The sequence below is a fragment of the Microbulbifer sp. genome, from assembly GCF_051659245.1.
GTDB lineage: Bacteria > Pseudomonadota > Gammaproteobacteria > Pseudomonadales > Cellvibrionaceae > Microbulbifer.
In genome coordinates this window covers 1-4,763 of sequence record NZ_JBOFOC010000115.1, presented here as the reverse complement: position 1 = coordinate 4,763, position 4,763 = coordinate 1, and the positions used below count along the sequence as shown (strand labels likewise).

The window sequence follows — 4,763 nt, the reverse complement described above, 5'->3', positions numbered from 1 at the left end:
AAACCCGCTATCACACCACAGCGCAGGTCACCCCCTACCTGTTCTACGACCACGGCCAGCGCGCAGCGTATCTCGACGAGCCGGGCGAGCGCCGGGCCGGCGGCGGCCTCGGCCTGCGCTACAGCGGCGCGGCCTGGAGCCTGGATGCCGCAATGGCGTTCCAGACCACCGGAGAGACGGCAACGGAGGACGAGCAGCGGGACCCGCGGTTCTGGATCCAGGCGACTTATAGGTTCTGAACCGAATGGCACTGAGTTAAGCCCCGAGCTGCTCCCCCCTGAGGATTGCGCTGTAGGAGCCTGCTTGCAGGCGAACATTCCCGGTGCCTTGCCGCGACCTCAATTCGCCTGCAAGCAGGCTCCTACAGGGGGGGCCAATTAACTACCGGATTGATCCGAACGACGACGTAGGAACGATCCGGCCGGGAGCGGCCCTTGGCCGCTCCTACTCCAAGTTGAAGACAAGATAAAAAAACAGGCCACAACAATGAACCGAATCTACAAAGTCCTATGGAGTACAAGCCGCAACACCTGGATAGCCGCCGGCGAACTCGCCAAAGCCCAGGGTAAAAGCCGCAGCGCGGTATCCAGCGCATCATCCCCGTCCGCCCCCCGTATCGGCACGCTGCTACTGGCGGCCGGGCTGTCCGTCCCCGCGGCGCCGGCCCTGGCAGAACTGCCCGGCAGCGGCACCATCAGCGCCGGCAGCGGCAGCATCAGCAGCGACGGCACCGACATGGTGGTGACCCAGTCCAGCGAGCGCCTGTCGGTCAACTGGCTGAGCTTCTCCATCGGCAAGGACAACTCGGTCACCTTCGAACAGCCCTCCGCCTCGTCAATCGCCCTCAACCGCGTGACCGGCTCCGATGTCTCCACTATCCAGGGCGCGCTGAGCGCCAACGGCCGGGTGTTTCTGATCAACCCCAACGGCGTGTTATTCAACCCCACGGCGCAGGTCAACGTCGGCGGCCTGGTGGCCTCCACCCTGGAACTGAGCGACGAGGATTTTCTCGCCGGGCGCCACACCTTCGAGGGCGACAGCACGGCCGCGGTCATCAACGAAGGCGCCATCCGCGCCGCCCAAGGCGGGGCGGTGGCGCTCGTTGCCGCGCGCATCGTCAACGAGGGCAGCATCGAGGCCCCCGGCGGCACCGTGGCGATGGGGTCCGGCAGCCGCGTCACCCTCGACCTGGGCGGCCCGGTCAAGCTGCGCGTGGAAAAGGGCGCGCTGAATGGCCTGATCGAACAGGGCGGCGCCATTGAGGCCGGCGGCGGCCAGGTCTACCTGACCGCCAAGGCCGCCGGCGAGCTGGCTTCCAGCGTGATCAACCACACCGGCGTCACCGAGGCGCGCACCCTGGCCAGTGGCGAGAACGGCGAGATCGTTCTGCTCGGGGATATGGACAATGGCGAGGTGAATGCCGCGGGCGAACTCGCCGCCGGTTTCGTCGAAACCTCCGCCGCCGGGGTCAATATCGACCAGGATTTGAACGTTGATACGCAAGGCGGGGAATGGCTTATCGACCCGGTCAACATCGAAATCGATACCGGCAAGGCCAGCGCGATTCAAACGGCGCTGGAGTCCGGCGATGTCACGGTGACGACGGCGGACGGTGGCGACAACAGCGATTGGAGCGGCGGTACCAACGGCACGGACACGGAGGAAGGCAATATCACCGTCAACGCCGCCATCGACTGGGCTTCCCATACCCTGACCCTTCGCGCCGACAATGACATCACCATCAACGCCGAACTGACCAGCACCGGCACAACCGACGCCGACGGCCTGTTTCTGCAATACGCGCAGACCACCGGCAGCGGCACCTACACGATCAACGCACCCGTGAACCTCAAGGCGGGCAGCCTCTTTAAAACGCAGCAGGGGAGCGATGAGGCGATAACCTGGACCGTTATCGATGCGCTGGGCAGCGAGGGCAGCACCACCGGCACCGACCTGCAAGGGATGAACGGCGATCTTGGCGGCAATTACGTGCTGGGTGCGGATATCGACGCGAGCGCCACCGCAAGCTGGAACTCGGACGAGGGGTTCGACCCGGTGGGCACTTTTGACCCAGCGAACGTTGGGGGGAATGAGTTTACCGGCCGTTTCGACGGCCTCGGCCACACCATTAGCGATCTGACTATCAATCGCCCCAGCACCGATAATATCGGCCTGTTCGGCTCCACCGACGGCGCGACCCTCCGCAATGTCGGGCTCGTTGGCGGCAGTGTGACGGGGGACGACAGAGTCGGTGGGCTGGTGGGGCACAACAACTCTTCCACCATCAGCAACGCCTACGCCACCGGTAGCGTGGAGGGCTCGTTCGGGGTCGGCGGGCTGGTGGGGGAGAACACCAACAGCTCCACCATCAGCAACGCCTACGCCACCGGCAGCGTGTCGGGAGATTTCAATGTCGGCGGGCTGGTGGGGACCAACAATACGGACTCCACCATCAGCAACGCCTACGCCACCGGCAGCGTATCGGGGGGCGGACAGGTCGGCGGGCTGGCGGGGGAGAACTCTAACTCCATGATCAGCAACGCCTACGCCACGGGCAGTGTGGCAGCGAGATTGGGCAATGTCGGCGGACTGGTGGGGCACAACGTCAACTCCACGGTAACGAATTCCTACTGGAATACGGAGACCAGCGGCCAGGGGTCGAGCCCGGGCGGAACCGGCCTGACCACGGCGGAGATGCAAAATCCCTTCACTTTCATCGATGCCGGTTGGGATTTCGAGACTGTCTGGGGCAAGTCCAGTAACAGCGATACGCCTGAAAACAGCGGCTATATGATGCTGCGCGGGGTCGGTGTCAGCAGCGACGCGCTGTATGACGATTACGTCAGGCTCTCCGACACCAATACCGGCAAGACCTATGGCGACGCCAACCCGGAGTTCCTCGACTTTCCGCTGGACGGCGTAGGAAAGGACAATGTCTCGCTCGACTGGGGCAGCGCCATCACGAATACGACCGATGTCGGCACCTACGCCTATTCCGGCGCTGGTGTCCTCGACGTCACCACCACTTCCGCAAACGGTGTTTACGTGGATTACGGTGCGGGCGGGCTGACCATCGACAAGGCGGCCTTGACCGTCACCGCCAACGACGTTGACAAAACCTATGACGGCCAGGCCTTCACCGGCGGCAACGGTGTCACCTACGACGGGTTCGTGGCGGATGAAGATGAGAACGTGCTCGGCGGCAGCCTCAGCTTTGGCGGCACAGCGCAAAACGCCGTGAATGCCGGCGGCTACACCCTCACCGCCGACGGCCTGTTGTCGGACAACTACGTCATCGATTATGCCGAGGGCACTCTGACCGTGAGCAAGGCCGATCTCACCATCACCGCCAACGACGTTGACAAAACCTATGACGGCCAGACCTTCACTGGCGGCAACGGTGTTACCTACGCCGGGTTCGTGGCGGGCGAAGACGAGAGTGTGCTCAACGGCAGCCTCAGCTTTGGCGGCGACGCGCAAAACGCCGTGAATGCCGGCAGCTACAGCCTCACCGCCGACGGCCTGGCGGCGGACAACTACGACATCAGCTATGCCGGCGGAACCCTGACGGTCGACCAGGCGACCATCGCCAACATCACCGGTATCACCGCTGAGGACAAGACCTACGACGGCACTACCGCCGCGACACTCGATGCGTCGGGCGCGGGCTTCACCGGCATCGTCTCCGGCGACACCCTCACCGTCGCCACGGCCAGCGGCGCCTTCGCCGACAAGAATGCCGGCAGCGACAAGACGGTCACGATCAGCGGCCTGACCCTGGGCGGCGGCGATGCGGGCAACTACACCCTCGCCGACGATACCGCCACCACCAGCGCCGATATCGACCAGGCGAGCATCGCCAACATCACCGGTATCACCGCCGAGGACAAAACCTACGACGGCACCACCGACGCGACACTCGATGCGTCCGGCGCGGGCTTCACCGGCATGGTTGCCGGCGACACCCTCACCGTCGCCACAGCCAGCGGCGCCTTCGCCGACAAGAACGCCGGCAGCGACAAGACGGTCGCGATCAGCGGCCTGACCCTGGGGGGCGACGACGCGGGCAACTACACGCTCGACAGCGACACCGCCACCACTACCGCTGATATCGACAAGGCGAGCATCGCCGCCATCACTGGCATCACCGCTGAGGACAAGACCTACGACGGCACCACCGACGCCACACTCGATGCGTCGGGCGCGGGCTTCACCGGCATGGTTGCCGGCGACACCCTCACGGTCGCCACAGCCAGCGGCGCTTTCGCCGACAAGAATGCCGGCAGCGATAAAATGGTGAATATCACCGGCCTGACCCTGGGCGGCGGCGACGCGGGCAACTACACCCTCGACAGCGACATCGCCACCACTACCGCCGATATCGATAAGGCGAGCATCGCCGCCATCACCGGCATCGCCGCTGAGGACAAGACCTACGACGGCACCACCGACGCGACACTCGATGCGTCGGGCGCGGGCTTCACCGGCATGGTTGCCGGTGACACCCTCACGGTCGCCACAGCCAGCGGCGCCTTCGCCGACAAGAACGCCGGCAGCGACAAGACGGTGGATATCACCGATCTGACTCTGGGCGGCGGCGACGCGGGCAACTACACCCTCGACAGCAATACCGCCACCACCAGTGCCGATATCGATAAGGCGAGCATCGCCGCCATCACCGGCATCGCCGCTGAGGACAAGACCTACGACGGCACCACCGACGCGACACTCGATGCGTCGGGCGCGGGCTTCACCGGCATGGT

The 4,763-nt window shown here is 64.8% G+C and carries 2 protein-coding genes; both read left to right on the top strand.

All coding sequences use genetic code 11. From position 1 onward, the window contains the following. The coding region (locus ACRC0P_RS12305) for a hypothetical protein (RefSeq protein ID WP_438631302.1) at positions 1–239 on the top strand (239 nt) is incomplete at its 5' end. A gap of 247 nt (positions 240–486) precedes the next feature. Next, positions 487–4,763, top strand: a 4,277-nt coding sequence (locus tag ACRC0P_RS12300) for a YDG domain-containing protein (protein WP_438631300.1), incomplete at its 3' end; no start/stop codon positions are given.